We start from the raw sequence: 26,505 nt of genomic DNA, 5'->3' as shown, positions 1-26,505 counted from the left end.
TATCAACGGACATCAAGGAGTGACCATGTCGTTTTTCCGCCGCAAGAAGCTGCCTTCTGCGATTAAGCCAAGCGTCACCTTCGGACGGCTGCTGTACCAACGCATCGACCACGATGGCCTGACGATGTTGGCGGGCCATCTCGCCTACGTTTCCCTGCTGTCGCTGGTGCCGCTGGTCACCGTGGTGTTCGCGCTGTTCGCCGCTTTCCCGATGTTTTCCGACATCAGCGAACAGCTGAAGAGCTTCATCTTTTCCAATTTCGTGCCAGCCGCCGGCAACGTCATCCAGAACTACCTGGAACAGTTCGTCGCCAATTCCAACAAGATGACCGCCGTCGGCACCTGCGGGCTGATCGTTACCGCGTTGCTGTTGATCTCCTCGGTGGACAGCGTGCTGAACACCATCTGGCGCAGCAAGAACAAACGGCCGATCGTCTTCTCCTTCGCCGTGTACTGGATGGTGCTGACGCTGGGGCCGCTGCTGGTGGGCGCCAGCATGGCCATCAGTTCCTACCTGCTGTCGCTCAACTGGCTGGCGCAGACCGGCGTCAACGGCCTGGTGGATCAGGTGCTGCGCATCTTTCCGCTAATTTTGTCGTGCATCTCCTTCTGGCTGCTGTATTGCATCGTGCCGACGGTGCGCGTGCCGCCCAAAGACGCGCTGATTGGCGCGGTGGTGGCCGGATTGCTGTTCGAGCTGGGTAAGAAGGGATTCGCGCTGTACGTCACCATGTTCCCCTCCTATCAGCTGATTTACGGCGTGCTGGCGGTGATCCCGATTTTATTCCTGTGGGTCTACTGGAGCTGGTGTATCGTGTTACTCGGCGCGGAAATCACCGTGACCATCGGCGAATACCGCGACTACCGCCGGCAGAAGGCGGAGCAACAGGAACAAAAACCAGAAGGGCAGCAGGAATGATTGCGTTGATTCAACGGGTGTTAAACGCCAGCGTCACGGTGGGTGGCGAGACAGTAGGCAAGATTGGCCCCGGTTTGTTAGTGTTATTGGGCGTGGAGCAGGGCGATAACGAGCAAAAAGCGCAGCGCCTGTGCGAACGCGTATTGGGATACCGCATTTTCGGCGACGAGAACGACAAGATGAATCTCAACGTCCAGCAGGCCGGGGGCAGCGTGCTGGTCGTTTCGCAGTTCACCCTGGCGGCGGACACCCAGAAGGGCATGCGGCCCAGCTTCTCGCGCGGCGCCGCGCCTTTGGTCGCCGATCGGTTGTATCAATATTTTGTTGGCCAGTGCCGCGAACGCGGCGTAGAGACCCAGACCGGCGAGTTCGCCGCCGACATGCAGGTGGCGCTGGTCAACGATGGTCCGGTGACATTCTGGCTACAGGTCTAAGCATTCGGAGAACAGGCGTCTATGTATCACCTACGAGTACCCGTAACAGAGCAAGAACTGAAGGAGTATTACCAGTTTCGCTGGGAAATGCTGCGCAAGCCGCTGCACCAGCCGGTGGGTTCGGAAAAGGATGCCTATGACGCCATGGCCCACCACCAAATGGTGGTGGACGAGGCCGGTAAAATCGTCGCCATCGGGCGGCTGTACATCAATGCCGACAACGAGGCGGCGATCCGTTTTCTGGCGGTAGATCCGACGCTGCAGGATAAAGGGCTGGGGACGCTGGTGGCGATGACGCTGGAGTCCGTCGCGCGGCAGGAAGGCGTGAAGCGGGTGGTGTGCAGCGCCCGTGAAGACGCGGTGGATTTCTTCGCCAAACTGGGCTTCGTCAATCAGGGCGAGATCACCGCGCCGCAGACCACCCCGATCCGTCATTTTTTGATGATCAAACCGGTGGCGACGCTGGACGATATTCTGCATCGCCCCGACTGGTGCGGCCAATTGCAGCAGGCCTGGTATGAACACATCCCGCTGAGCGAAAAGATGGGCGTGCGCATCAGCCAATACACCGGCCAGCGCTTCGTCACCACCATGCCGGAGATCGGCAATCAGAATCCGCACCATACGCTGTTTGCCGGCAGCCTGTTCTCACTGGCGACGCTGACCGCCTGGGGGCTGATTTGGCTGCTGCTGCGCGAGCGCCATCTGGGCGGCACCATCATTCTGGCGGACGCGCACATTCGCTACAGCAAACCGATTACCGGCAGGCCGCGGGCGGTGGCGGATCTCGGCTCGCTGAGCGGCGATTTGGCGCGTCTGGCGCGCGGCCGCCGCGCGCGCGTACACGCCGAAGTGCATCTGTTCGGTGACGAGGACAAGGGCGCAGTGTTCGAAGGCACCTATATGGTGTTGCCGGCCGAGCCGGATGTGCCGTTGGATCAGGGCGGCTCTGAAGCGCTGGAGGAGTAAGGCGGCGGCCCTGCCCTGAGGGCGGGCCGCGCAGTGCACTACGGCAGTTGTTGGTTCACCGCTTGGCCGTCGCCGGCGGTGGCCTGCAGATTGCCTTTCAATGAGGCCTTGAACGGCCCATCGCTGTTCAGCAGCCCTTTCAACTGCAGCTCGAGGTTGCCGTCTCCCGTCAGCGGCACCGGCTGCCATCCCCATTGCTGCAAGGTGTTGATCGGTACCGAACGGCCGTGCAGCGTCAACTGGAACGGCTTGCCCGGCAGCTGATCGACGGTCGCTTTGGCCTCAAGCAACCCATTGGGCATAAAGGCGCTGAGCTCGGTGACGGCGATCTGGTTGGCGTCGGCGTTCAGCGCCAGCGAAGGGCGTCGCACGTCGATTTTGTTGAAGGTGGCCTCGCTGCCGTTCAGGTTCAGCGAACCGGACCAAATGCCCCACTGGTGGTCGCGCGCCAGCAGCAGGTTGCTGCCGTAACCGTCCAGCGCGGTGATCTGGAACGGGAAGGCCGGGTTGATATCGATAATCAGATTGCGGTTGGTGGTCAGCTTGGTGACGTACACCTCCGCCAGCCAGTCCGGCAGCGGTTTCAGCCACAGCTCGCGCCAGTCGAGCGGCAGGGTGTACTCCAGCGCCGCCATGGCCACTTCATCCAGCTGCAGGCGTTTGCCGGCGCGCAGCCAGTTGCCGGAGGTGCGCAGCAGCCCGCCTTCCCAGCGGGTGGTGAACTGCTGAATGGCGATGCCGGCGGAAGAGAGCCGCAGGGTGGCGATCGGATCGATCAGGTGGAAACCGCCGTTGACCACGTCGCCGGCGTTGAAGTTGAGCGAGCCGTCTTCACTGCGCCAGTCGCCTTTTTCGACGCTGACGTTTTGCAGCGACAGGTCGAGATCGTTAACCGCCCACGCCTTGCCTTCCAGGCGCGCATCGATCAGATCGAAACGCTTGAGGGTGACCGGCGGCAGAGTGGTGAAGCGCCGCATGAATTCCGCCAACGTCATCGGGGTCTGCATGCGCACGCCGCTCAGCCGCAGGCGATCCACCTGCCAGCTGCCGTCGGTGGCGCGGCTGGCCACGCCGGTCAGGTCGCCCTGCGCCAGATCGGCGCCGAAGTTGTTCAACAGCAACTGGCCCTGTTTTTGCTCCCCCTGCACCAACACCTTCGAGGCGGGGATGCCGTTCAGCGTCATCGAACCGGCGCTGAACTGGAACTGGTTGTTGTCCCCCAGCAGATGGCCGGCCAGCGGGCGCCACGGCGTGATGCCGGCATTGACCTGCTGCGCGTTGAGCTGCCACTCGCTATCGTTGGACTGCAGCGCCATGTTGCTCAGTTGCAGCACGTCGGCCTGTACGGGCAGCGCAGCAGCCTGTGGCTGCACGTTCAGCGTGCCGTCGCGCAGCGTGACGCTGTAAAAATAGCGCGGTTCGGTGATTTGGCGCAGGCTGAGGCCGAGATCGACGCGTTTGGCGACCAGCGCCTGTGGTTGGCCGCTGCGCGCCAGCTGCACGTCTTCCAGACCGATCTGGCCCGGCTGATTCCACGAGTGGGTGATTTTTCCTATCGACAGGCGGTATTCGCTGTTATCGCTGATCCAAGCGCTCAGACGGCCTGCCGCCCAGCGGGTTTGCCCCACCAGATACAGCACCACCGCCGCCAGCACGATCAGCAGCAGCAACGTCAGCAACAGCTTTCCGATAAATTTCATCGTCTACATCCGCATCGGTCAAAAAAGATACCCTGTTTATGCCGCAATTGGCCGGGCATCTCAAGGGCAATGGTCTGATAGACAATAAAAAACGGCCGCAAGCGGCCGTTTGAACGCCAATGGGCGGGTTACTTTTTCTCGTGTTCCTGCGGGAACACCAGGTTCAGCACGATGGCGGTAATGCCGCCGGCGGCGATGCCCGAAGAGAGCAGGGTTTTCAGCCAGTCCGGCGCGAACTGCAGGATCAGCGGCTGCTGGGAGACGCCCATGCCGACGGCCAGCGACAGCGCCATGATCATGATGGCGCGGCGGTTCAGACGCTCGCGCGACACGATGCGCACGCCGGAGGCGGCGATGGTGCCGAACATCACGATGGTCGCGCCGCCCAGTACCGGCTCGGGGATGTGCTGCACGAAGCCGGCCACCGCCGGGAACAGCCCCAGCGCGATCAGCATCAGCGCCACCACGAAGCCGACGTAGCGGCTGGCGACGCCGGTCAGCTGGATCACGCCGTTGTTCTGGCCGAAGCAGGAGTTGGGGAAGGTGTTGAACACCGCCGACAGCATCGAGTTCAGGCCGTTGGCCAGTACGCCCCCTTTCAGACGCTTCATGTACAGCGGCCCGCTGACCGGCTGTTCGGAGACGTCAGAGGTGGCGGTGATGTCGCCGATGGTTTCCAGCGAGGTGACCATAAAGATCAGCATCAGCGGCAGCAACAGGTTCCAGTCGAAGCCCAGGCCGTAATAGAGCGGCGTTGGAATGGTAATCGCCGCCGTCGGCGCCGCCGGAGCGTCGGCGGGCAACATGTCCATCGCCCAGGCCAGCAGGTAGCCGACCGCCATGGCGATCACCAGCGAAGCGACGCGCAGGTAAGGGTTGCGCTGGCGGTTCAGCAGGATGATGACCGCCAGCACCGCGCCGGCCAGCAGCAGGTTTTTCGGCGAGCCGAAGCTGTGGTCGTTCATCGCGGCATAGCCGCCGCCGATCGAGGTCAGGCCGACCTGAATCAGCGATAGGCCGATGATCATCACCACGATGCCGGAAACCAGCGGGGTGATGATGCGGCGCGCCAGATGCAGCACGCGCGACAACAAAATTTCGGTGCAGGAGGCGACCATCAGGGTGCCGAACAGCGCGGCCATCATGGTCGGCACGTCGGCGCCGCCGTTTTTCAGCGCCAGGCCACCCATGATCAATGGCGAAACGAAGTTGAAGCTGGTGCCCTGAATCGACAGCAGCCCGGAGCCCACCGGCCCCCAGGTTTTGATTTGCAGAATGGAAGCCAGACCGGAAGCGAACAGCGACATGCTGATGATGTGTTGGGTATCCTGCGCCGGCAGACCCAGCGCCTGGCAGATCAGCAGCGCCGGAGTGATCACCGCAACGAACATCGCCAACAGGTGCTGGCCGGCGGCAAACAGCGTTTGTGGCAGCGGCGGGCGGTCTTCGAGGCGATAAATCAGTTCGCTGGCGCGGGGTTCAGAGGCGGTTTGGCGTGCGGCATCAAGCTCGGAGGATGACATGCTCATGGTGTGGCGTTTCCAGATACGGCAAAGCAGGCATTTTAATGCGCCGCCCCGCAAAAGCAAACGGTTGCGCCTAAATATTATGTTGCCGACTTTCCCGTTTATGTCGCATTTTCATTCATTTTTTCTTGTCATCTCAGCGTTTTTTACTTCTAATCCTGCACTCATCAAGTTTAAAAACTACGTGGTTTTCTATAACTTATTATTTTTATTTGGATCTTTTCCCTTACATGGAGTACCTGGATGTTTCATCTTGATACTTATGGCACGTTAGTCGCGGCGACGCTGGTTTTGCTCCTTGGGGGCAAGTGCGTCAGAAGTATTCCTCTGCTGCGAAAATATACCATTCCCGCTCCCGTCGCCGGCGGTTTGCTGGTGGCCCTCCTGCTGTTAGTCCTGAAAAAATTCGCCAACTGGGAAATCAGCTTTGACATGTCGTTGAAGGATCCGCTGATGCTGGCCTTCTTCGCCACTATCGGCCTGAACGCCAACCTGGCGCGGTTGCGCGCCGGCGGCAAAGCGCTGATGGTATTCCTGTTCGTGGTGTTGGGGCTGCTGCTGGTGCAGAACGCCATCGGCATCGGCATGGCGAAAATGCTGGGGCTGGATCCGTTGATGGGCCTGATCGCCGGGTCGATCACCCTGTCGGGCGGCCACGGCACCGGGGCGGCCTGGAGCAAGCTGTTCATCGAGCGCTACGGCTTTGAAAACGCGACGGAAGTCGCCATGGCCTGCGCCACCTTCGGCCTGGTGCTGGGCGGCCTGATCGGCGGTCCGGTGGCGCGCTATCTGGTTAAACACTCCTCTACGCCGGAAGGCACACCGGAAGACAGCGTGCAGCCGAGCGGCTTCGAGAAGCCGGAAAGCGGCCGCCTGATCACCTCGCTGGTGATGATTGAAACCATCGCCATGATCGCCATTTGTTTGAGCCTGGGGCAGCTGATTGCCGGTCTGCTGAGCGGTACGGTGTTTGAACTGCCTAACTTCGTTTGCGTGCTGTTCGTCGGGGTGATCCTCAGCAACACGCTGGCCTTCACCGGTTTCTATACCGTGTTCGAGCGGGCGGTATCGGTGCTGGGCAACGTCAGCCTGTCGCTGTTCCTGGCGATGGCGTTGATGAGCCTGCGCCTGTGGGAGCTGGCTTCGCTGGCGCTGCCGATGCTGGCGATCCTGGCCGTACAGACGCTGGTGATGGCGCTGTACGCGATCTTCGTCACCTACCGGGTGATGGGCAAGAACTACGATGCGGCGGTGCTGGCCGCCGGCCACTGCGGCTTCGGCATGGGCGCCACGCCGACGGCGATCGCCAACATGCAAGCGATCACCGATCGCTTCGGCCCGTCGCACCTGGCATTTCTGGTGGTGCCGATGGTGGGGGCGTTCTTTATCGATATCGCCAACGCCATCGTCATCAAGCTGTATCTGCTGTTGCCGGTGTTCCCGGCGGTGGGGTGATATCGCGAGTCATCATGAGAAGGGCGCCTGCGGCGCCCTTTTTTATGCGTTGGAGTAGCGCGCCTTCTCCGGCAGCCAGCGTTCGATCAGCGCCTGGGCGTGTTCCGGGTAGTGCTGATGGAGATGGCGAGCGACGCGCTGCACTTCGGGGATCATCGCCTGGTCGCGCAACAGGTCCGCCACCTTGAATTCGGCGCTGCCGGTCTGGCGGGTGCCGAGCAGCTCGCCCGGGCCGCGGATCTCCAGATCGCGCTGCGCGATGACGAAGCCGTCGTTGCTGTCGCGCAGCACCTGCAGGCGCGTTTGCGCGGTTTTGCTCAGCGGCGTTTTGTACAGCAGCACGCAGTGTGAAGCCACCGCGCCGCGCCCTACGCGGCCGCGCAGCTGGTGCAGCTGCGCCAGGCCCAGCCGTTCCGGGTTTTCGATGATCATCAGGCTGGCGTTCGGCACGTCGACGCCGACCTCGATCACCGTGGTGGCGACCAACAGCTGCAGCTCGCCCTGTTTAAACGCCTGCATCACCGCCTGCTTTTCCTGCGCTTTCATGCGGCCGTGCACCAGCGCCACCTTCAGCTCCGGCAGCGCGGCTTTCAATTCTTCCCAGGTGGCTTCCGCCGCCTGCGCTTCCAGCAGCTCGGACTCTTCGATCAGCGTACACACCCAGTAAGCCTGCCGTCCTTCTTCCAGACAGGCGTTTTTCACCCGTTGAATGATGTCGGCGCGGCGGGTATCGGGAATGGCGACGGTGGTCACCGGCGTGCGGCCCGGCGGCAGCTCGTCGATGACCGAGGTATCGAGATCGGCATAGGCGGTCATCGCCAGCGTGCGCGGGATCGGCGTGGCGGTCATGATCAGCTGATGGGCATGGAAGCCTTGCTCTTCGCCTTTCTCCCACAGCGCCAGCCGCTGATGCACCCCGAAGCGGTGCTGCTCATCAATGATCACCAGCGCCAGGCCGTTGAACTGAACCTGCTCCTGGAAGATGGCGTGGGTGCCGACCACCATCGACACCTGGCCGCTGGCGATGGCTTCCTGCTGCGCGATGCGCGCCTTGCCTTTCTGTTTGCCCGCCAGCCAGCCGACCTCCAGCCCCAGCGGCTCGAACCACTGGCGGAAGTTGTTGGCATGCTGTTCGGCCAGCAGCTCGGTCGGCGCCATCAGCGCCACCTGCTTGCCGTGCGCGATGGCGCGCAGCGCCGCCAGCGCCGCCACCAGCGTTTTGCCGGAGCCGACGTCGCCCTGCACCAGCCGCATCATCGGGAAGTCTTTTTGCATATCGGCTTCGATGTCGGCCACCACGCGCGTTTGCGCGCCGGTTGGCGAGAACGGCAACTGGGCGAGAAAACGGTTTTTCAGCCGATCGTCCGGCAGCAGCGGCTGCGCCTGATAACTCTGCGCGCCAGCACGCACCGCCAGCATGCTGAGGTTATGCGCCAGCAACTCTTCGAGGATCAGACGCTTTTGCGCCGGGTGTTTGCCCAGCTCCAGATCCGCCAGCTGGATGTCCGGCGGCGGGCGATGCAGGGTGTGCAGCGCCTGCGGCAGGCTCATCAGGCCGCCGCTCAGCTCCGGCGGCAGCAGTTCGGCGATGGCGCAGGTATCCAGCAGCTCCAGCGCCTGGTCGGTCAGCTTGCGCAGCGTGGCCTGCCGCACCCCCTCGGTGGTGGGGTAGACCGGCGTCAGCGACTCCTGCAGCTCAACCTCGCTGGTTTCGCCCTGAATACGGTACTCCGGATGGATGATCTCCGCGCCGTGGTTGCCGCGTTTGATCTCGCCGTAGGCGGTCACGCGGCGGCCGGTGGCCAGGCTGTTCTTCATTGCGGCGTTGAAGTTGAAGAACCGCATGGTGAGGATGCCGGTGCCGTCGCTGATCTGGCAGGTCAGCATGCGGCGGCGGCCGAAGCTGATGTCGCTGCGCAGCACTTCCCCTTCTACCGTGGCGTAGATGCCCGGCAGCAGATCGTTGATCGGGTAGAGGCGGGTGCGGTCTTCGTAGCGCAGCGGCAGGTGCAGCAGCAGATCCTGAATGGTGTCGAGGCCAAGCTTGGCCAGTTTGCCCGCCTGGCTGGCGCCAACCCCGGAAAGCGTGGTGAGTGGGACAGCATCCAGCAGGCGGCCTTTCATTTGCGCACCGTCGCCTGCATGGCCGCCCACCATTCGGCGCTGGCGACCACCTGGCCCTGTTCGTCGATCTGCGGACGCGGCAGCCCCTTGCGCTTGGCCACGTTGGCCAGCACCGGATAGCCGCCTTCGAACAGCAGACGCTGCTGCTCTTCTTCGTCCAGCATGCTGTTGTCGCGGCGATACAGGCCGGCGTTTTGCCGCTGGCGCTGCGCCTCATACAGGATCAGCGCCGAAGCCACGGAGACGTTGAGCGATTGCACCATGCCGATCATCGGAATGACGATGTCTTGATCGGCGAGCGCCAGCGCTTCTTTGGTGATGCCGGTTTTTTCCTGGCCGAGCAGCACGCAGGTTGGCCGGGTGTAGTCCACCTCGCGGAAATCGACCGCGCGCGCAGACAGGTTGGTGGCCAGAATTTGCATGCCCTGCGCTTTCAGGTGGCCGACCGCGTCGCCGATGGTGCGATGGGTCTTGACGCTGACCCAGCTGTTGCTGCCGGCGGCGGAGGAAACCAGGGTGCGCATGCGGGTGGTGGGCCACACGGCGTGGACCTGATGCACGCCGACGGCGTCGGCGGTGCGGATAATGGCGGAGACGTTATGCGGTTTGTGCACTTGCTCCAGGCAGACCGTCAAATCCGGCTGCCGGGTCGCGAGCATTTCACAAATCCGCGCATAGCGTTCAGGACTCATAAGCGCTAGTTTCGGTTGCGGTTAACTTTGATCACATCCGGCATGATACGGATTTTACGCATAATGTTTGCCAAATGGATGCGATCGCGGGTGGTCAAGCGGATAAAGGCGCTATAAACCCGACCGTCTTTCTCTTCGGTGTTCAGGCTCTGAATATTGGATTCGGCCGCGTTGATTGCCGCCGTCAGGTTGGCCAGCGCGCCCTGGTGGTTAAACATATCCACTTTGATCTCGGCGATGAACTCCTGCTCGGTCTCTTTATCCCACTCGACCGCCATGAACTTCTCAGGCTCTTTCTGATAGCCGCGAATATTGCGGCAGGATTCATGGTGGATCACCAGCCCTTTGCCCGGGCTGACGTGAGCGATAATCGGGTCGCCCGGAATCGGACGGCAGCACTTGGCGAAGGTGATCAACACGCCGTCGGCGCCCTTGATGGCCAGGTTGCGCACGCCGGAGGTGGTGCCCAGGCTGGACTGATCGCCCTGCAGGTTCTTCGCCACCACTACGCTCATGGCGTTGCCGAGGCCGATTTCCGCCAGCAGATCGTCCAGCGTCGCCAGCTTCATGCGGTCCAGCTCGTGCTGAATGTTTTCCTGCGGGATTTCGGCCAGCTTGCGGCTGCCGCCCAACGCATGGTTGAGCAGACGGCGGCCGAGGCCGACGGAGTCGTCGCGCTTGAGGTTCTTCAGCATCTGGCGAATCTTGGCGCGCGCTTTCGAGCTGACCACGAAGTTCAGCCAGGCGGCGTTGGGCCGTGCGCCCGGCGCGGTGATGATCTCGACGGTCTGGCCGCTGGTCAGCGACTGCGACAGCGGGTATGGCTGACGATCGACGCGCGCGCCGACGCAGGCATGGCCGATATCGGTATGCACCGCATAGGCGAAGTCGACCGGCGTGGCGCCGGCGGGCAGCTCGACGATGCGGCCTTCCGGGGTGAAAACGTAAATCTCATCCGGGAACAGATCGGATTTGACGCTCTCGATAAATTCAAACGAACTGCCGGCGCTTTGCTGCAGCTCCAGCAGGCTTTGCATCCAGCGTTGGGCGCGGATCTGCGCCGTGGTGCCGGTTTCGCCCTGTTCTCTTTCCTTGTAAGCCCAGTGCGCGGCCACCCCCATCTCAGCCATCTGGTCCATGTCTTCGGTGCGGATCTGCACTTCGACCGGCACGCCGTGCGGGCCGATCAGCGAGGTATGCAGCGATTGATAGCCGTTGGCCTTGGGAATGGCGATGTAATCTTTCACTCGCCCCGGGCGCGGTTTATACAGGCTGTGCACCTGGCCGAGCACGCGGTAGCAGGTATCGACCTCTTTCACGATCACCCGGAACGCGTAGATATCCATGATGGAATGGAAACGCTGTTCTTTCAGGTGCATCTTGAGGTAGATGGAGTAGAGGTGTTTTTCCCTTCCGCTGACGCGGCAGGCGATGCCGGCCTCGGTCAGCCGCCCTTCGATCTCGGAGAGGATTTTTTGAATCATCTCTTTGCGGTTGCCGCGCGCGGCTTTCACCACTTCCTTGATCACGCGATAACGGTTTGGGTACAGCGCCTCGAAGCCCAGCTCTTCCAGCTCGGTTTTCAGGTGATGAATACCCAGACGGTGGGCGAGGGGGCTGTAGATTTCCAGGGTTTCACGCGCGATGCGCCGGCGTTTGTCGGGGCGCAGCGAACCGAGGGTGCGCATGTTGTGCGTACGGTCGGCCAGCTTGATCAGCACGACGCGGATATCCTGCACCATCGCCATGATCATCTTGCGGAAGTTTTCCGCCTGCGCTTCTTTCTTGTCCTGGAACTTCAGCTTGTCTAGCTTGGAGACGCCCTCAACCAGTTCGGCGACGCTCTTGCCGAACAGCTGTTCCATATCTTGATAGGTGGCTGGGGTGTCTTCGATGACGTCGTGCAGCAACGCCGCCATCAGCGTCTCGTGATCGAGACGCATTTCCGCCAAGATGCAGGCCACGGCGACCGGGTGAGTAATGTAGGGCTCACCGCTGGAGCGTGTCTGGCCCTCGTGCGCGTCGCGCGCGACGAGGTATGCCTGTTTGAGGCGCTTAATCTGCTCCTCGGGCAGGTAACGTTGAATCAGCAGATTCAGGCTTTCAAACAGGTACAAGGCGGACTCGCAGTCTAATTAACGACGACCTTCAGCAATCGCGGTAACCGCTTGAATCTCTGCGGCTTCCTGCTCTTGCTGTTCCTGGCGCTCACGCACGTCGAGGATCTGGCTGGTGATCAGGCCTTCTTCGATTTCGCGCAGGGCGATAACGGTGTACTTGTCGTTCTCTTCCGGAACCAGTGCATCTTTGCCGCCGGTCTGGATCTGACGCGCCCGACGAGCAGCGACCAACACCAGGTCAAAACGGTTACCAATTTTCTCTACAGCGTCTTGAACAGTTACGCGTGCCATATTTGTGCTACTCCACAGGTGACGAAAAGACTGGGCATGATACTGAAACTGCCTTCAGTCTGCCAATAGTTTGCTGATTAAAGCGTCATGCCGCAGCAACTGGCGGCCCAAACGCAGGCGTTCGGCGCGAATGATGGTCTTCAGATCGGACAGCGCCAGATCGAAATCATCGTTCACGATCAGGTAATCGTACTCCGCGTAATGCGTCATTTCCGCCACGGCCTGAGCCATGCGTTTGGCGATCACCTCTTCGGAATCCTGCCCGCGCCCACGCAGGCGGCGGCCCAGTTCTTCCTTCGACGGCGGCAGAATGAAGATGCTGCGCGCCTGCGGCATTTTGGCGCGGATTTGCTGCGCGCCCTGCCAGTCGATATCCAGAAACACATCCACGCCGGTCGACAAGACTTGTTCGATGGCGGCGCGCGAGGTGCCGTAATAGTTGCCGAACACTTCGGCGTGCTCAAGAAACGCGTCCTGCTCGATCATCCGGCGGAATTCGTCTTTCGAGACGAAGAAATAGTGCTCGCCGTGATTTTCACCCGGGCGACTGTCGCGCGTGGTGTGCGAAACCGAAACCTGCGTGTCGTACAGCGGTTGCGTCTTTAACAAAGCCTGAATCAGACTTGATTTACCTGCGCCACTGGGAGCAGAGACAATATAAAGCGTGCCTTGAGCCATGATGATGTTCGTTGATAACGGTTGATATGCCAAAAACAGCGGATGTGTATTTTCTCCGCACAGTATACACGGCTAACGCGCCGGGTGCAGCGTTAGCTCGCATTTTGCCCGCGGCTTTGCGTGGAAAAAGCGCCGAAAGGGCGAATATGCGCGCTGAAGGGCGACATTTTTGCAGTTTTGGCCTCGGCGGCGGCGCGTTGCCGCCCCGAGATCAGTGATCCGGATGCTGGTAGTTGAACACCGGCAGGCCGAGGCGGAAGCGCAGGGCGATAAGACGCGCGCTCAGGCCGGCGATCAAGGTGAGGATCACCACCAGATTGTGCGGCAGGCTAAGGTGCTGCAGGCCGATATACAGCCAGGCGGCGCTGAAGGAGATGCCGGCGTAGATCTCCTTCTGGAAAACCAGCGGGATGCGGTTGCAGAACATATCGCGCAGCACCCCGCCGAAGACGCCGGTGATCACCGCGGCGATGGCGGCAATAATGGCGCTGTGCCCCATATCCAGGGCCACCTGAGCGCCGATGATGGAGAAGACGATCAGGCCGACGGCGTCGAGCACCAGGAACAGGCGGCGCAGATGGCGCATCAGAGGAGCCACCCAGGTGGTGACGATCGCCGCTATCGCGACGATGACGATGTATTCCGGGTGTTTGACCCAGCCCAACGGAAAATGCCCGAGCAACATATCGCGCACCGACCCGCCGCCGATTGCGGTGACAGAGGCGATGATGATCACGCCGAACATGTCCATTTGGCGGCGGCCGGCCGCCAGCGCGCCGGTCATGGCTTCGGCGGTGATGCCGATGATATAAAGGATGCTCAGTAACATAAGGGGGTCACAGCGTAATTGCGTCAGAATGATGGCCGGCAGGGTAATCGCCGCCGAGGACGCGCGCCACTGAGTTTTTTTCACCGATGGCGTTTCGGATTAATATAGCTAATCCAAACTCCATTTTTATTGCCGATAACCAGCCTTTTTTAACATCTGGCTGTTAATGAAAGCATTAGAAATTTCGCGCTAATTTCCATCGCTGACTATGATTTTTGCAGCGAATCCTTCAACCGAAAAATCGAGATTGCAGATGAAAAACTCCCCGAGACTGGCCGCCGGCGCCATGGTGGCCGCCCTGCTGCTGAGCGGCTGCGTGGCGCCAAGCCACCAGGCTGTTTCCCCCGCCCCGGCTTGTCGCACCGGCGATCCGCTGGTGCAGACAACGCTCTACTTCGGCCTGAACCGGCCGGCGGGGCCGGCGATCACCGCCGCCGAGTGGCAAACCTTCGTCGATAGCCAGGTGACGCCGCGTTTTAAAGACGGGCTGACGGTGTTTGATGCCAAAGGGCAGTGGCTGGGTCACGACGGCAAGCTGGCGCGCGAGAACAGCAAGGCGCTGCTGTTGATCCATGCGCCGGGCAAAGAGAGCGAGGCGAATATCGAGGCGCTGCGCAGCGGCTATAAACAGCAGTTTGCGCAGGATTCGGTAATGCGGGTGGATGCGCCGGTGTGCGTGGCGTTTTAAAGCGAACTCCCGGCCCTGCGGCCGGGAGTGGGGATTACAGTACCAGGCCGGCGATGGCCGCCGACAACAGGCTCACCAGCGTCGAGCCGTAAACCAGCTTCAGGCCAAAACGGGAAACCACGTTGCCTTGCTGCTCGTTCAGCCCCTTGATGGCGCCGGCGACGATGCCGATGGAGGCGAAGTTGGCGAACGACACCAGGAACACCGACAGAATGCCCAGCCCGCGCGGCGACAGCTCCGCCGCGATTTTCTTCAGCTCAATCATCGCCACGAATTCGTTGGCCACCAGTTTGGTCGCCATGATGCTGCCCGCCTTCAGGGCCTCTTCCGCCGGGATGCCGATCAGCCAGGCCAGCGGATAGAACACGTAGCCGAGGATTTGCTGGAAGCTGATGCCGAGCACCGCCGAGAACAGCGCATTGACGGCGGAGATCAGCGCGATAAAGCCGATCAGCATCGCCGCGATGATCATCGCAATTTTGAAGCCGGCCAGAATGTACTCGCCCAACATTTCGAAGAAGCTCTGATCTTCGTGCAGCTTGTTCAGCTTCAGCTCCGGCTCGTCTTCGACCTGATACGGGTTGATGATCGACAGGATGATGAAGGTGCTGAACATATTAAGGATCAACGCCGCCACCACGTACTGCGCGTCGATCATCGACATGTAGGCGCCGACGATGGAGAGCGATACCGTCGACATGGCGGTCGCGGCCATGGTGTACATGCGGCGCGGCGAGATGTCGCCGATGATGCCCTTGTAGGCGATGAAGTTCTCCGACTGCCCCAGCACCAGCGTGCTGACGGCGTTGAACGATTCCAGCTTGCCCATGCCGTTGACCTTGGACAGCAGGGTGCCCACCAGGCGGATGATCAGCGGCAGGATGCGGAAATGCTGCAAAATGCCGATCAGGGCGGAAATAAAGATGATAGGGCACAAAACGCCGAGGAAGATAAACGCCAAGCCATCTTTGCTCATGCCGCCGAACACGAACTCCGACCCTTGGGCGGCGTAGGCGAGCAGAGTGTCGAAGAAGCCGGCGACGTGTTTGATCACGCTGAGCCCGCTGGCGGAGTGCAGGAAGAAATAGGCCAGCGCGCCTTCGATCACCAACAGCTGGATGATATAGCGCAGGCGGATTTTCTTGCGATTATTGCTGACCAGCAGCGCCAGGGCGATGATCACCACCAGGGCCATAATAAATTGCAGAATTTGTGGCATAAACGGTCCGTACGGTTCACGGGCAGGAAAAAACACATTTAGCCACAGCATCGCCGTCCTTTCATTACCTTGCGTGATAATTAGAACAAAATACTTATGGCGTGCGGGATATCTTGCCGATTGTCATCCGCACGCGCTGCTCGGCAGTTTTTCATAAGTCCCCGACGTTCCTTAGTGGGCTGTCTTCCATGATGCCTGCCGGCTCGCAGCCTGATGCAACCACCGTCCCGCACGTTCAGGCGCCTGGAATCTGGCTCGCAATGGGCGATTTTTCCCGGCGCAAAGCGTGGCTTTCTTGGCTGAGGAAGAGAAACATGTTTGGACAAGGCGCCGGTCGCGATCGGCGCGCATTTTATCGAACAAGGAGACGAACGATGAATATCGGCACGTTGCTCAGGGCGCTGGCCAACGGCGTTAATCCCGACACCGGCGAGCTATTGAGACCGGCTTCAGCGGCCTGCGCGCCGGAGGCTATCCGCCTGCTGTTCGCGTTGGCCGACGAGTTTGACGGTGAATCTGAACTGCAGAAAAAAGCCAGGCTGACGCCGGAAGAAAAGCGGCAGAAGAATCTGGCCGAGGGCCGGCCGGCCAATGCCTACTTCCCCTGGCCGGAAGAAGAAAAACTGCGGCTGCGCGAGAGCCATGCGGCCGGGGCGACGCTGGAGGCGCTGAGCGATGAGTTCGAGCGTTCAACCTGGAGCATTGCGGTGCAACTGCAGACAATGGGGTTGATCGGTGAGGAACAGGCGGCCGCCTATCGCTGATCTATAGCCATAAAAAAGCCCGCGTGGCGCGGGCTTGATGGCGTGCGGAGCGGATCACTCGATGTTCTGGATCTTAATATTTTAGGCAATTCAAGGCAATGAATTTTATGTAAATTTAATACTAAACTGTTTTTTTGTACATGTTTTGGTACATGCGTGTAAACAACATGCTTCTTCTGATATTAGTCATCTATCACTGTTTGGCTATTAAATACATGACAAATATGGATACTAAATGTAACGTAAACAAATGGATTCTTTATGGAAGAGTGGCATGTATATATCTCAAGTTAGTCTCGTTAATTATCGTAATTTTAAAAGAGAGAAATTTGTCTTTGAAAAAGGTGTCAATACCATTATTGGTGAAAATGGTAGTGGTAAAAGCAATCTATTTAGGGCCATGAGATTAATTCTGGACCCTAATTTAATTAGGTATGTATATGCTCTAAATGAAAATGACTTCCACCGAGGGTTAGGATCTTGGAAGGGGCATTGGATAATAATAAGTGTTGAGTTTAAGGAAGTTGGCAACTCAGAAACTATAAGGTCTCTTTTTTTACAAAATGGTTTGGTTATTGATGGCACTAACAAAGGGGTGGCGACGTATAATCTAATTTTTAGACCTAAAAGCAATATCAGGATGAAACTTTCCGCATTAGAGCGTGGAGATAATGAGGGGCTAAATAGAGAGTTGTCAAGTATTAATATTGATGACTATGAAACAATCTTTACAGGTAGAAGTTCCTCTGATTTTTGCGATAAAGAGACTTATTCGAAAATTGTCGGTGATTTTGAAAACGTGATTTTCCCTTCCAAAATAGACCATAGCATTACAGGAGTCACTGTTCCTTTTCAACTATCAATAGCCAAAGAGGTATCGTTTAACTATATAAAAGCTTTAAGGGATGTAGTATCAGAGTTTAATAACAATAAACTTAATCCGCTACTTAACCTTTTACGTACAAAAAGCGAAACATTAGAGCTAGATAAATATGATGAAATAACTCAGGATGTTATAAAGCTAAATGAGAAAATTGAATCACTTGATGATGTTGTTGATGTAAGGAATGACATTAGTGAAACTATTAAGGAGGCGGTTGGGGAGTCATATGCGCCATCCTCAATGTTAATTAAATCAGATTTACCAGAGGATGCTGAGAAGCTTTTCAAAAGTTTGGATTTGTTTGTTGGTGAATCATTTGATGGATTTAATGGGAATATGAGTGAAATTAGTCTTGGTGGGGCTAACTTAATATATATTTCACTAAAAATATTAGAATTTAAATACAAAAAATCAAAAAAAGAATCTGCTAACTTTCTACTTATAGAGGAACCTGAGGCTCATATTCATACTCATATACAAAAGACTCTTTTTGAAAATATAGATTATAACGACACTCAAATAATATATTCAACTCACTCCACTCAAATATCAGAAGTTAGTAATATTAAAAGAGTAAACGTACTAGCGAAAGAGAACGGCTCTTGCATTAGCTTTCAGCCTTCGAATGGGTTGAGCCCAGAAGAGATAAAACATCTACAAAGATACCTTGATGCAACTAGAAGTAGTCTATTATTTGCAAAAGGTGTTATTTTGGTTGAAGGAGATGCGGAAGAGATACTGATACCTCTTATGGTAAAGCGAGTTTTCGGTATTTCTCTGGATGAAATGGGCATAAGTTTAATAAACATTAGAAGTACAGGGTTTGTCAATGTTGCAAATATATTTCACAAAGATAGAGTTCGGCGTTATTGCAGTATAATTACGGATTTAGATGAAGCCATCGGGGATGTTATTGTTCTTGAAGAAGATGATGAAAAGTTACAGGCTTACAAAAAGAGAATGAAAGCATCACAAAAGTCAGGTGCGGAAAGGAAAGCAATACTTGATAACTTTTCAAAAAATAATGAATATCTAAATGTTTTTTATGCGAATAACACGTTTGAGGTCGATTTCATCGCCAATGGTAATTCTTGGGAGGTGGATAATATTGTCGATGATGTTTACAAGCAAGATGGACTAAGGGCGCAAGCAAAATTAGATATTAACAATAATGATAAAAGTATTTATGGTCGTAGGGTTTTATCTATGGCAAAAAAAGTAGGTAAAGGTTGGTTTGCGATTCTTCTTGGGGACGAAATATCAGGAGTAACATACATGCCTGATTATATAATTAAAGCAATAGTTTTCGCAAAAAATGGATTCTCTTTAAATTTATGTATGCGTATAGTTTCATATAGAGCAAAATTTTTAATTAAAAGTTTCCCTAGCAATAAAAAACATATTGAAACAAACGATATACTAAAATCTTACACTGCAGGAGATATTGATTTCATTGACTTAAAAGGTAAGATTATGTCCCAAACAAAAGATAGGGTCATTTATTTTGTTTTGGAAGGTACAAATGAAATTTGAATTTAGCGAAATCCTTAATGAAGAGCAAATGATCGCTCATAGAGCTCCAGGGAGTGTAATGCTCATAGCGTGTCCTGGAAGTGGTAAGACAAGAACTCTCACTTATAAAATCATCAGTGAGCTTAATAGAGAAGATAAGGGAAGATATGTTATAGCTATAACATATACCAATCGTGCTGCCGATGAAATATTAGACCGAATAGAGTTATTGGGAGTTAATACAGATGGTTTATGGATTGGTACAATTCACTCCTTCTGTTTAGAATGGATATTAAGACCTTATGGAATTTATCTTGATAGGCTAAAATTCGGCTATTCAATAATAAACCCCTTTGACTCAGATAGTATAATTGATGGTTTTTGTCGTTCTTACTCTAACCCTAAGATAACCCCGTTCGACTGCGGTTATTATATCTCATCTGGCAAGTTAGTTTTAAACTCATCGGATAAAAGAAAGCACGCTAACATAAAGAGCGTACTGAAGGATTATATTAAATATCTCAAAGATAACAATCTAATTGATTTCGAACTGCTCCTTTTTTACTCCGAGAAGCTTATAAAGTCTTATCCCGAGATATCAGATAATCTCTCTTCATTGTTTGGTATTATTCTAGTTGATGAGTTTCAAGACACGAAACAAATACAGTATAGTATCATAAATAATATTTTTAAATCTGGCAAAGGAAAAACTAGAGCATTTTTAGTTGGAGATCCTAATCAATCAATATTTACTTCTCTTGGAGGGTATCCTATTTCTTTTGATGCTTTCTGTAGTGAGTCAGGCCTAAAGGTAGATGAGCTTTATCTATCAGTAAACTATAGGTCGTCTAAGAACATAATTGAATATTATAGTCATTACAAGGTTTTTAAATCTGAAATAAAAAGCTTCATTGGTAATAAATCAAAAGGTATTATTTCCTATGATAGGAATACAGATCACAAAAATTTACCAAATGAGATAGGACGGATTTTAGATAAAATAACAAAAAATGAAAATGTACCTCAAGAAGAAATATGTATTGTATGTCCGCAATGGATGCCACTGGCATCTCTAACAAGAGCTCTTTCGTCAGCTTACCCTCAATACGATTTTGATGGTCCAGGAATGATTCCGTTTGGAAGAGATATTGAGAATTTCTGGTACAAAGTAAGCAAGCTATCGTTAACTGAGCCTAGTCCAGATATGTTTTTACGTAGAATAAGATGGGCAGGGAATGTAATAAATCATTTGTTGAGATGTGATTTTAATATTTCCTTATCACCAAAGGATTTGTTGGAAATAATAAATGGCATTAACATAACTGACAGTCGTGGCATGGTATACTTGGAAAAATTTTTCCATTCCTTCATGTCGGAGATTGGTATGGAAATTGAATTCTACACGGAAATTAAGAGCCATTATGATTCGTTTTTTAAATCTTCACATGAAAGACTTGATAAAATGAAAGCATCAAATATTTTAGATGCTGATAATATAGATTATTTTAAACGAGTTTTTAGACCAAAAAAAGGAATAACAATATCAACTATACATGGAGTAAAGGGGGCCGAGTTTGAATGTGTGATTGCTTATGGATTGAATGAGGGTATGGTTCCATACTTCGCGGATCCAGATCAAGTTAATAGTGCGAAGAAAACACTGTATGTCGTTTCCTCTCGAGCTAAACGTTACCTTTTTCTAATTTCCGAAGTTAGAGATAGAAAAACACCAACTAAAGTTTTGAGTGCTTATAACTATACCTACGATGAATTTTAATACTCTAATTCATAGAGGTTTCCTGCTTACGCGCAATACTCTCCCCGCCTCGCCTGCCCGCTTCATGTACCGCTTTTCATGCAGTTGCATGACCGGCTCCAAACCGCGCCAGTACTGGCGCGGAGGGGGGCGGCAACTGCATTTTTTTGCATGCAAAATAATGCACCCTATGCATGCACGCTCAAAAAGAGAGACCCGCCAGAGAAAAAGCCGCGAAAGAAGAGGGGGGTGAGGTAATAAAAAACCCGCACCGGGAAGGGGGCGGGTGGGGAGGCATCAATGCACGTGGTGGTGGCTTCCGTATCGGTTAAGCGTTCGATGGGGTGGTGGTGACACCGGTGCCATGAGCGGTTGTGGCGGCAATGGCTGGCGGATCACGTGTTCGATACTCTCTCGCGTCTTAAAGGTGCTGGAGCAGTCAATATTCTGGCACTGGTAATAAGCCTCTTTGGTCTGTTCCGTCAGATAGCGGCTGGTGCGGGTATGTGCGCCGCTGCGGCAGAAAGGACAGCGCATCATGGTTATTCCTCCTCTTCCGCTTTGGCTTGTTTGCGGGCAGCGATTTCCTTGCCGAGTTTGATTCGTGCGGCCGGGCTGTTAATTAGCCTCTGGTCAAGGCCACTGAAATCCGGGCCGTATAACCCAATCGCCTCAAGAATAGGGTCGCCCTCTGTACTCAGGTGGAAATTAGCGGCACGTTCAACCAGTGCCTGCATGACTTCCTGCATCACGACACCGTGTGGATCTCGCGCGCACAGGTTGTTGTTATGGAACTGCTGTTCATCGTGGCCGAGACGCGGCTGGGCATGGAGTCGTAAAGCAACCGCGCGGATCAGGATTGAGGCTTGATCCAGCGCAACCTCCAGCGTCATTTCGGAGTAGGTGCGCAAAAGCGTGCGGTGCTTCTGGTCATAAGCACTGGCGGCGTTGCAGACCGCAACCATTGCTTCTTCCTTATCATCTTCCAGTTCGGCCAGCAGCCCGTCGTATTCATTCACGAGTTCACGTTTGATGATGCGTTGGGTATGCAGGTCTTGCATCTCCGGCGTCAGTTCGCCTTTTGCTTTGCGGAACCGCTTACGCCAGCCTTTGTCGTCCATGACGGCCTGCTCTTCCGCTGCGCGTTTCTTATCGTGTGTGGTCGCAATGACCTGACGGATGTCATTCAGCTCCGTTTTCTTTTTGTAAAAGCCGTTACGTGCGTCATCAAAGCCGGGTTGTTGCTGCAACAAGCGTTCAGACAGTGCGACAAGCGGGGTCTTGGTGGTCATCGAAAAAACTCCAGTTCGTTATGTTGTGTGAACAGTGTCCGATAACCGGCACAACCGCTCAATCAAACACGGTTGTCACTCCGGCTACACAACATGGCTTTTTTTCAATTGGTTAGGTGGCACTTTTGGGGAGGCAATGGCCCGCCAGAGAAGGGGCGTTTCGGTGAATCAGCCTATGCCTTTATCGATTCGCGGGGGTAACAGGGGTTACACAGGTTACAGAGATGATTTAAAAGGAAAAAATGTGTTACCCCGGCGAGAATGGTTGGGGTAACAACGGGTAACAGGATAAAACGACGCCGATATTGTTACCCCTGTTACCCCAACCCAAATAAAAGGGGTAACAGATTTTCTCCAATGATTACAACGTTGTAACCCCTGTTACCTCTGTTACCCTTTAATAATAAGACTCGCGTAAAGCCTTACCCTAAGACGTCACTGGTGAAGACATACAGCTTCTTGACGCCCATCTCTGGCGGGCGGGTGGCCGTTTGCATTTTGCCGTCCTTGGCCGGAACCAGAAAACCTGCTTCCGCACACAGCCTTGCCACCTTCCGTGCATCGTAGCCCTTGCAGATTTCCTTCCAGCCGGACGGCATCACATAGAACGTCGTCACCGCCTCCACCTTCCGGGCATGGTTGCCTTTCTCCACCTTGCGCCAGCCCACCATGTTGCCGGGGCGGTTCATCTCGTTATGCCAGTCGGCAAAGCGGCTGAACTGCCCGGCCGTGAAGAAGGTGCGCACCTGCTCCAGCGCGGCAATGTCTTCCTGATTGGCGCTGTGGCCCCGGTCAGCCAGCCATGCCCGCATGCAGGTCTGGGTTGCCCGCAGCGCTTCCCCCTCCGGCCACCCGGTGATGCCGAGTCGCGTCGCCAGCTCCCCGGCCATGGCAACCAGCGCAAAGCGGTTGATGGCCCGCCCGACCTGATTACCGGCGTTATCCGGCATCAGCAATTGGGTGTACTCCTTCATCAGCGCCTTGGCGTTGGCCGTCATGCCGTTCAGGTCGGCGGTGAGGGCTTTCAGCCAGGCGCGGAACGGCGTGCCGTACACCGTCGCGGTGGCTACTTCAAAATGTTCCGCCAGCGCCTTGCCGCTGTCGAAGCCGTGCAGGCTTTCAAATACGCCGTATTTGCCGGAGTCGCTCGGTATCTGGATCATCCGCACTTCCATCCCGGCAAACGTGCGTTCGCCGGCGCGGGCGGCGTGCTCGGTAAGCGACAGTTCCCCTGTCGAGAAGAACAACAGCCGCCACTGCTTGCGGGCGCGTAACTCGCCGTCGGTGCCTGCCCGCCCCTTGCCTTGGCCGTTCGCCAGCATATAGGCGATGTTTCCGGCCTCGCGGCCGTCCACTTCCCGGATTTCATCGAGCATCATTGCTGCGTCGTTACGTCGGCTGGCGGTGCCTTCCAGCGCATTACCGGTGGAGCGCCACGTGTGCCAGTAATCCGGGCCGCCGCACACCGAGGTGGCCGCCTTCATGGTGGTGGTCTTGCCGTCGGTGGATTCGCCCTTGAGGTGATACCCGCCGCCGTCCATTCCCACCAGTCGCAGCAGCGGCGCGGCAAATGCCAGACTGACCGCAAAGGCCACGCGGGAGTTGCCGACACAATACCGGCCAATCTGCTCCTGCCAGTCCTCCAGCGTACCGGCCACGCGAAAATCTTTGCCCTGCACGCTGGCGGTTTGCAAAATTACCGCTTCCGCACCGTCGCCAATCACCTCGTCCTGCAACACATACACATCGCCGTGCCAGCCGGTTTTGTTCACGCAGGTGACTTTGCGCTCCGGCTTGCACAGGGAGATATACTCCATCAGCCGGGCGCGGGCCTCACCGGTGGTGCTGATGTACGACAGGCCGTTGACCAGCAGGATACGGCGCAGCTCTTCGCCGCTGCCGCTCAGCATCTCCATCGGCATCGCCCATTTACGCGGCTGGCCGTAGGTGTCCTCCCATTCCAGCAAACGGCCGAAGTTGCCGCCGTCGGCGTCGCAGGTGATGGCCGTCACCCGTAACGGGTTGCTGATTTTGATGTTGCGAATTTCGGTGTCGCCGTCCGACTTCTGTACCTGCTTGTCGAACCACAGGTATTCCTGCGTCAGCCGGAAGCCCTGCGGCAGTTTCACCGCCGACTTACCCAGTTGCACCAACTCTTCGTTAAATGCCTCTTTGGCGCGTGCCGGGCCGTTCTCCTGCATAAAGTCGTTCCAGTCCGCCTTATGGCGGGTCGGCGGCAGCGTCACACAGCCGTTGACGGCCTTGGCGGCTTTCTCCGCCCAGACCTTGCCGGTGTTCTCTTTGCCGTCGTAGAAGTCATTGTCTGCGGCGATGACGATACGGGCCTGCGGCCAGCGGGCGTGCACCGCCTGCGCCACGTTCGGCAGGTTGCTGGCCGAGATGGCAGCCACCACCCAGCCTGTGGCGAGCTGGGCGGCCGTCAGCGCGGTGGCGTAGCCTTCGGTGATAATCACCTGCGTCGGCGGCGCGTCGTTCTGTGGGGACGCACTGAGGGCGATAAATGCCCCCTTTTGCACCGTCCCCGGCAACAGCCGCTTATCCCCCAGCGGAGAAATCAACTGCGCACCCGTCACGGTGCCGTCTATGTCCGTCAGCGCCAGCAGCAGCGAGCCCGGCGGAAAGTCCACGCCGCCGCTCTTGCGGGCCGTGGTGGTCAGCGGCTGCGGCAGGCTGGCAAACCCCTTGCCGGTAAGATACTCGCTTTGCCCCTCCGTGCAGGCGGCCAGCCACTGCGCTACCGTGTCGGCCACCGCCGGTGCCGGTTTGGCGGCTTCTCTTCTGGCGGGCTTGGGCGGCTGTTGCTGCACCTGACTCAGTTGCAGCACGTCGGCCACTTCGTTGACGGCCTGACCGAGGCTGAGGCCGTTGACCTTCGCCACCAAGTCCAGTCCGTCGCCGTGTGTGCAGTGCGTACAAATCCAGCGGCCGTCGCCGTTCTTGTCATCCATGCGAAACGGTTTGGTGCCGCCGCACGACGGGCAGGGGCCGTGCTGGCCGTGAGGGGGTACCGTGACCCCCAGCAGCGGAAAAATAACGTCCCAGCGGCCGCGGGCGGCCTGTTTGGTCTGTTCTAACTTGGTCATTGCGCCCCCTTAATGCAGCGTCGGTGCCGGATGACCGGATGTGACCGCCACGCCGCACAGCTCCGCCATGATGTTGCAACCCTGCGCCGTGAGCTGCGGTGCCGCCAGCAGAATGTCCGGGGCCACCATGTCACCCAGCAACGAGCAGGCAATCGCCATGCCTTCGTCAACGCCGTGCAGCTTCACGAACAGCGCTTCGATGTCGCTGGCAATCAACATCTGCAGGCTGTCCAGCGTGTGGGGAAGCGTCATGCCCTGCGCCGCACAGGCGGCGAGATAGGCTTCGGCCACCGCACGGCGAAACAGCGCGGTGCGCACTTCCAGTGGAATGCAGGAGGCAGAACCGTTATCCAGCGTCATGCGACCACCTCCCCGTTAATTGCGGCGCACTGCGCCTGAACGAAGGCCAAATCCTCCGACAGGTAAGCCACCATGGCGGCCATTTCCTGCGTGGTGATGCCAGTCGGGAACGGCGTAGAGGCGGCCTGCCCGGCGAACAACATATCCAGCAGCGAACACGCCTGCTTGGCGCGATTAAGTTTCTCAAAGGCGTCTTCGGTCATGCCGTAAGACAGGTAGCGGCAGGATGGCGGCAACAGCGTGCCCTGAGCTGATGTTTGCCCATGTGATGAGGTCATGATTTTTGTCCGTCAGAATCGAAAATGAAGCGTGATAAACCGCGTTACAGGAAGCGGGAATAATGGGTGTCGTCGTGCTCCGGCGTCGGCCGTCGCGTCTCCCACTGGCGGCTGTAGACCACCTTTACAGACGGGTGCAGCCGGAGCGGCGACTGACCGGCGGCAGGCCGGGGAGCAAGATTGCGCGGCGCATCAGCGATTTTGCGGTACACCTCGCTGAACCACGGCAGCGGCATGGAGGTCATGTTGCCGGACAGGTCATACTCAAACACCACTTCATAGGCGAACTCGGGGTTGTTACGGGCCGTTGCCTCACCGGCGCGATACAGGCTCAGGATACGCACCGTTCTGCCTTGCTGATGGCGATAGCGCTCGCCGCGCTGGGGAAACTCACGCATGGCAGCCTCCCTGTGGCAGGCGACCGGCAAACAGGAGTACGTAGTCACCGGCCAACTGGCGGCGGGCGCTGCGTTCGTCACCGGCGGTAATGCGCAACATCACCGGGCGGATTTTGCGCTGGGTGCGGTTGATTGCGGCAAAGATGTAGGTACACTTTGATGTAGCCATAGCGTTGCTCTCAATTTACGTGAATGGTGAGGCTCTGGCAGTGTTGGCGCACTGTTCAGAGCCGCTTCTTTTTCAGGGGTTACCGTGATAAGGTGGCCACCTAACGATGTAAACATTAATTCAATAGGTGGCCACTTGTCAACAGTGACAACTCGAGATCGCAGTCCAAAAGGGGGCGGGCAATCTCCACAGTTTAAAATGCGTATTACTCCTGAGTTGAAAGAACAACTCGAGGTAGAAGCCGCTAAGGACAACGTAAGCTTGGCTAACTGGATGAAAGAGCTAGCTAGGCAAGAACTGATCCGTAGAGGTGTCGTCCCCAAAGGTTGATTCTTTGTTTGATGC

Annotated in this window: 25 protein-coding genes; 9 read left to right on the top strand and 16 right to left on the bottom strand. The window is 56.4% G+C overall.

All coding sequences use genetic code 11. From position 1 onward, the window contains the following. Positions 1-25 precede the first annotated feature (25 nt). The 3 genes from ACUTQY_RS23375 to fabY are packed head-to-tail and all read left to right on the top strand — an operon-like array spanning position 26 to position 2,322. On the top strand, positions 26-919 hold the full coding sequence (locus ACUTQY_RS23375; RefSeq protein ID WP_025304713.1) for a virulence factor BrkB family protein: 894 nt from the start codon (positions 26-28) through the stop codon (positions 917-919). Beyond that, positions 916-1,353 (top strand): D-aminoacyl-tRNA deacylase, encoded by a 438-nt coding sequence (gene dtd, locus ACUTQY_RS23370; protein WP_016929644.1) that lies wholly within the window; start codon positions 916-918, stop codon positions 1,351-1,353. The genes ACUTQY_RS23375 and dtd overlap by 4 nt, the downstream gene beginning before the upstream one ends. 21 nt (positions 1,354-1,374) lie before the next feature. Continuing rightward, positions 1,375-2,322 carry a fatty acid biosynthesis protein FabY gene (fabY, locus tag ACUTQY_RS23365; protein WP_004931235.1) on the top strand — a complete coding sequence of 316 codons (948 nt, stop codon included), beginning with the start codon at positions 1,375-1,377 and terminating at the stop codon, positions 2,320-2,322. A gap of 38 nt (positions 2,323-2,360) precedes the next feature. Here fabY and ACUTQY_RS23360 read toward each other — a convergent pair whose 3' ends face one another. Beyond that, a complete protein-coding gene (locus tag ACUTQY_RS23360) occupies positions 2,361-4,022 on the bottom strand; it encodes an AsmA family protein (protein WP_046687978.1) in 1,662 nt (553 codons plus the stop codon). 128 nt (positions 4,023-4,150) lie between these two features. After that, positions 4,151-5,551 carry a nucleobase:cation symporter-2 family protein gene (locus ACUTQY_RS23355; protein WP_033645176.1) on the bottom strand — a complete coding sequence of 467 codons (1,401 nt, stop codon included), beginning with the start codon at positions 5,549-5,551 and terminating at the stop codon, positions 4,151-4,153. 240 nt (positions 5,552-5,791) lie between these two features. On the opposite strand from ACUTQY_RS23355, the gene gltS reads away from it, so the two are divergent. Then, a complete protein-coding gene (gene gltS / locus ACUTQY_RS23350) occupies positions 5,792-7,003 on the top strand; it encodes a sodium/glutamate symporter (RefSeq protein ID WP_033645177.1) in 1,212 nt (403 codons plus the stop codon). Positions 7,004-7,045: 42 nt separating this feature from the next. Here the strand turns inward: gltS and recG are convergent, their stop codons facing one another. From recG to ACUTQY_RS23320, 6 genes are all read right to left on the bottom strand, one after another. After that, positions 7,046-9,127 (bottom strand): ATP-dependent DNA helicase RecG, encoded by a 2,082-nt coding sequence (gene recG / locus ACUTQY_RS23345; RefSeq protein WP_033645178.1) that lies wholly within the window; start codon positions 9,125-9,127, stop codon positions 7,046-7,048. After that, complete coding sequence (trmH, locus tag ACUTQY_RS23340) at positions 9,124-9,819, bottom strand: tRNA (guanosine(18)-2'-O)-methyltransferase TrmH (protein WP_046687977.1); 696 nt, start codon at positions 9,817-9,819, stop codon at positions 9,124-9,126. The genes recG and trmH overlap by 4 nt, the downstream gene beginning before the upstream one ends. Before the next feature lie 5 nt (positions 9,820-9,824). After that, the gene (gene spoT, locus ACUTQY_RS23335) at positions 9,825-11,936 is read right to left on the bottom strand and encodes a bifunctional GTP diphosphokinase/guanosine-3',5'-bis pyrophosphate 3'-pyrophosphohydrolase (protein WP_015379445.1); all 2,112 of its coding nucleotides are present in this window, start codon (positions 11,934-11,936) and stop codon (positions 9,825-9,827) included. An 18-nt stretch (positions 11,937-11,954) separates the two neighbouring features. After that, positions 11,955-12,230 (bottom strand): DNA-directed RNA polymerase subunit omega, encoded by a 276-nt coding sequence (rpoZ, locus tag ACUTQY_RS23330; protein WP_004931221.1) that lies wholly within the window; start codon positions 12,228-12,230, stop codon positions 11,955-11,957. A gap of 54 nt (positions 12,231-12,284) precedes the next feature. Further along, positions 12,285-12,908: a guanylate kinase gene (gmk, locus tag ACUTQY_RS23325; RefSeq protein WP_033636481.1), complete on the bottom strand. Its 624-nt coding sequence runs from the start codon at positions 12,906-12,908 to the stop codon at positions 12,285-12,287. Positions 12,909-13,119: 211 nt separating this feature from the next. After that, entirely contained in the window at positions 13,120-13,737 is a 618-nt protein-coding gene (locus tag ACUTQY_RS23320; protein ID WP_033645234.1) for a trimeric intracellular cation channel family protein, read from the bottom strand. A gap of 253 nt (positions 13,738-13,990) precedes the next feature. Here ACUTQY_RS23320 and ACUTQY_RS23315 point away from each other — a divergent pair, with 253 nt between their 5' ends. Beyond that, complete coding sequence (locus ACUTQY_RS23315) at positions 13,991-14,425, top strand: DUF3574 domain-containing protein (protein WP_046687976.1); 435 nt, start codon at positions 13,991-13,993, stop codon at positions 14,423-14,425. Between the two features lie 34 nt (positions 14,426-14,459). Here ACUTQY_RS23315 and ACUTQY_RS23310 read toward each other — a convergent pair whose 3' ends face one another. Then, positions 14,460-15,644, bottom strand: a complete 1,185-nt coding sequence (locus ACUTQY_RS23310) for a NupC/NupG family nucleoside CNT transporter (protein ID WP_004931212.1) — start codon at positions 15,642-15,644, stop codon at positions 14,460-14,462. Positions 15,645-16,018: 374 nt separating this feature from the next. On the opposite strand from ACUTQY_RS23310, the gene ACUTQY_RS23305 reads away from it, so the two are divergent. From ACUTQY_RS23305 to ACUTQY_RS23295, 3 genes are all read left to right on the top strand, one after another. Then, entirely contained in the window at positions 16,019-16,408 is a 390-nt protein-coding gene (locus ACUTQY_RS23305; protein ID WP_033652260.1) for a hypothetical protein, read from the top strand. A gap of 274 nt (positions 16,409-16,682) precedes the next feature. Continuing rightward, positions 16,683-18,824 carry an ATP-dependent nuclease gene (locus tag ACUTQY_RS23300; protein ID WP_445583328.1) on the top strand — a complete coding sequence of 714 codons (2,142 nt, stop codon included), beginning with the start codon at positions 16,683-16,685 and terminating at the stop codon, positions 18,822-18,824. Then, positions 18,814-20,580, top strand: coding sequence for a UvrD-helicase domain-containing protein (locus ACUTQY_RS23295; RefSeq protein ID WP_445583327.1), 1,767 nt, complete (start codon positions 18,814-18,816; stop codon positions 20,578-20,580). Before ACUTQY_RS23300 ends, ACUTQY_RS23295 begins: the two co-directional genes overlap by 11 nt. A 276-nt stretch (positions 20,581-20,856) precedes the next feature. Here ACUTQY_RS23295 and ACUTQY_RS23290 read toward each other — a convergent pair whose 3' ends face one another. The 7 genes from ACUTQY_RS23290 to ACUTQY_RS23260 all read right to left on the bottom strand — a co-directional run bounded on the left by ACUTQY_RS23290 (position 20,857) and on the right by ACUTQY_RS23260 (position 26,160). Continuing rightward, positions 20,857-21,099: an ogr/Delta-like zinc finger family protein gene (locus tag ACUTQY_RS23290; RefSeq protein WP_445583326.1), complete on the bottom strand. Its 243-nt coding sequence runs from the start codon at positions 21,097-21,099 to the stop codon at positions 20,857-20,859. Between the two features lie 2 nt (positions 21,100-21,101). Then, positions 21,102-21,851 carry a hypothetical protein gene (locus tag ACUTQY_RS23285; RefSeq protein ID WP_445583325.1) on the bottom strand — a complete coding sequence of 250 codons (750 nt, stop codon included), beginning with the start codon at positions 21,849-21,851 and terminating at the stop codon, positions 21,102-21,104. Positions 21,852-22,273: 422 nt separating this feature from the next. Next, positions 22,274-24,955 (bottom strand): DUF927 domain-containing protein, encoded by a 2,682-nt coding sequence (locus ACUTQY_RS23280; protein WP_445583324.1) that lies wholly within the window; start codon positions 24,953-24,955, stop codon positions 22,274-22,276. 9 nt (positions 24,956-24,964) lie between these two features. After that, positions 24,965-25,315 (bottom strand): DUF5375 family protein, encoded by a 351-nt coding sequence (locus tag ACUTQY_RS23275; RefSeq protein WP_033636586.1) that lies wholly within the window; start codon positions 25,313-25,315, stop codon positions 24,965-24,967. Continuing rightward, positions 25,312-25,593, bottom strand: coding sequence for a hypothetical protein (locus ACUTQY_RS23270; RefSeq protein WP_145956989.1), 282 nt, complete (start codon positions 25,591-25,593; stop codon positions 25,312-25,314). The genes ACUTQY_RS23275 and ACUTQY_RS23270 overlap by 4 nt, the downstream gene beginning before the upstream one ends. 44 nt (positions 25,594-25,637) lie before the next feature. Beyond that, the gene (locus ACUTQY_RS23265) at positions 25,638-25,991 is read right to left on the bottom strand and encodes a hypothetical protein (RefSeq protein ID WP_445583323.1); all 354 of its coding nucleotides are present in this window, start codon (positions 25,989-25,991) and stop codon (positions 25,638-25,640) included. Further along, positions 25,984-26,160 (bottom strand): host cell division inhibitor Icd-like protein, encoded by a 177-nt coding sequence (locus ACUTQY_RS23260; protein ID WP_021807316.1) that lies wholly within the window; start codon positions 26,158-26,160, stop codon positions 25,984-25,986. Before ACUTQY_RS23260 ends, ACUTQY_RS23265 begins: the two co-directional genes overlap by 8 nt. A 135-nt stretch (positions 26,161-26,295) precedes the next feature. On the opposite strand from ACUTQY_RS23260, the gene ACUTQY_RS23255 reads away from it, so the two are divergent. Next, positions 26,296-26,490 (top strand): toxin-antitoxin system HicB family antitoxin, encoded by a 195-nt coding sequence (locus ACUTQY_RS23255; RefSeq protein ID WP_072010298.1) that lies wholly within the window; start codon positions 26,296-26,298, stop codon positions 26,488-26,490. Positions 26,491-26,505: the final 15 nt, after the last annotated feature.

The sequence above is a fragment of the Serratia sp. TSA_130.1 genome, assembly GCF_052691795.1.
This window is presented reverse-complemented; position numbering and strand designations above follow the sequence as displayed.